Genomic DNA, 1,050 nt, shown 5'->3' with positions numbered 1-1,050 from the left:
TAAGAGGTCGTTTCTTTTGGTGTGCGTGAGGGCTGGCTGGTGAGTGGTGGGCGTGGCCATGGCTGGTGTCACTGCGTGTGTGGGAAGGCTGTTCCAGCCAGAGCCTTTGCGGCGAGGCATACAGCGTTCTCCCAGGCCCGGACCTCTTCGGGGGACATGAAGTCGAGGTGGTACTCCAGGCCCACGGCCGCCACGAACTCCCGCTCAGGATCTGTCAACGCCTCGATCCCCTGCCAGACTCGATCTGCGACCATCTTCGGTGGCAAGGCTCCGGCGGTCAGCTCTGTCGCCATGTGATGCAGGAGGCAGCGTTCAGCGGTCTCGTAGTCCGGGATCTGGATCCCGAACTCCTCCGTGGTGTGTCCGAAGAGCTGGCGGATCTCTGCTGGGTGCTCGCGCCGGGAACGGCCGGCCAGGTCGCGCAGTGAAGGAGAGTCATGGCCGGCAGCCAGTAGGTGGGCCGCCAACATGGGCAGGTCTTCCTCGCAGATGAGGTTCGCCGCGTACTTCCAGGCGATGGTGGCTGGCTCGTCCATGAGCGAATCCTGACCGAGGGGAACACCTCTGACCAGTGAGTTATCGGATCCGTGTGAGGCGCCGATGGCCGATGAGGAGGGCAGCGATGCCCACGAAGGCCAGGAAGTGCTCGGGCTTGCGCTCGTAGCGGCGGTGGAGACGGCGGCAGCCCGCCAGCCAGGACACCGTTCGCTCGACCACCCATCGGTGGCGGCCGAGTCGTTGTGAGGATTCGATGCCTTTGCGGGCGATGCGGTGGCGTATGCCGCGGCTGCGGAGCCATCGGCGCAGGTGGTCGTAGTCGTATCCCTTGTCGCCATGGAGTTTCCCAGGTCGCCTGCGACGCGGGCCCCGGCGGGACCGGATCGGCGGTATGCCTCGTACGAGCGGCACCAGGCCCTGACTGTCGTGCAGGTTGGCTGCGGAGATGCCCAGGGACAGGGGCAGTCCTTTTCGGTCGGTGATCAGGTGGATCTTCGATCCCGGCTTGCCGCGATCGGTCGGATTCGGTCCCGTCAGTAGCCCCCTTTTGCG

The 1,050-nt window shown here is 65.4% G+C and carries 2 protein-coding genes; both read right to left on the bottom strand.

Annotation, left to right across the window (positions count from 1 at the left end; all coding sequences use genetic code 11):
- Positions 1-68 precede the first annotated feature (68 nt).
- Positions 69-536: a hypothetical protein gene (locus tag ABT085_RS46580; RefSeq protein ID WP_351623330.1), complete on the bottom strand. Its 468-nt coding sequence runs from the start codon at positions 534-536 to the stop codon at positions 69-71.
- 40 nt (positions 537-576) lie between these two features.
- Positions 577-1,050, bottom strand: a 474-nt coding sequence (locus tag ABT085_RS46575; protein WP_351623328.1) for an IS5 family transposase, incomplete at its 5' end; no start/stop codon positions are given.

The organism is Streptomyces sp. NPDC002265 (assembly GCF_040296125.1).
Taxonomy (GTDB): domain Bacteria; phylum Actinomycetota; class Actinomycetes; order Streptomycetales; family Streptomycetaceae; genus Streptomyces.
This window is presented reverse-complemented; position numbering and strand designations above follow the sequence as displayed.

Coding starts and splice junctions, on each gene's coding strand:
- ABT085_RS46580 (WP_351623330.1), bottom strand. CDS start 536: ATGGACGAGCCAGCCACCATCGCCTGGAAGTACGCGGCGAACCTCATC.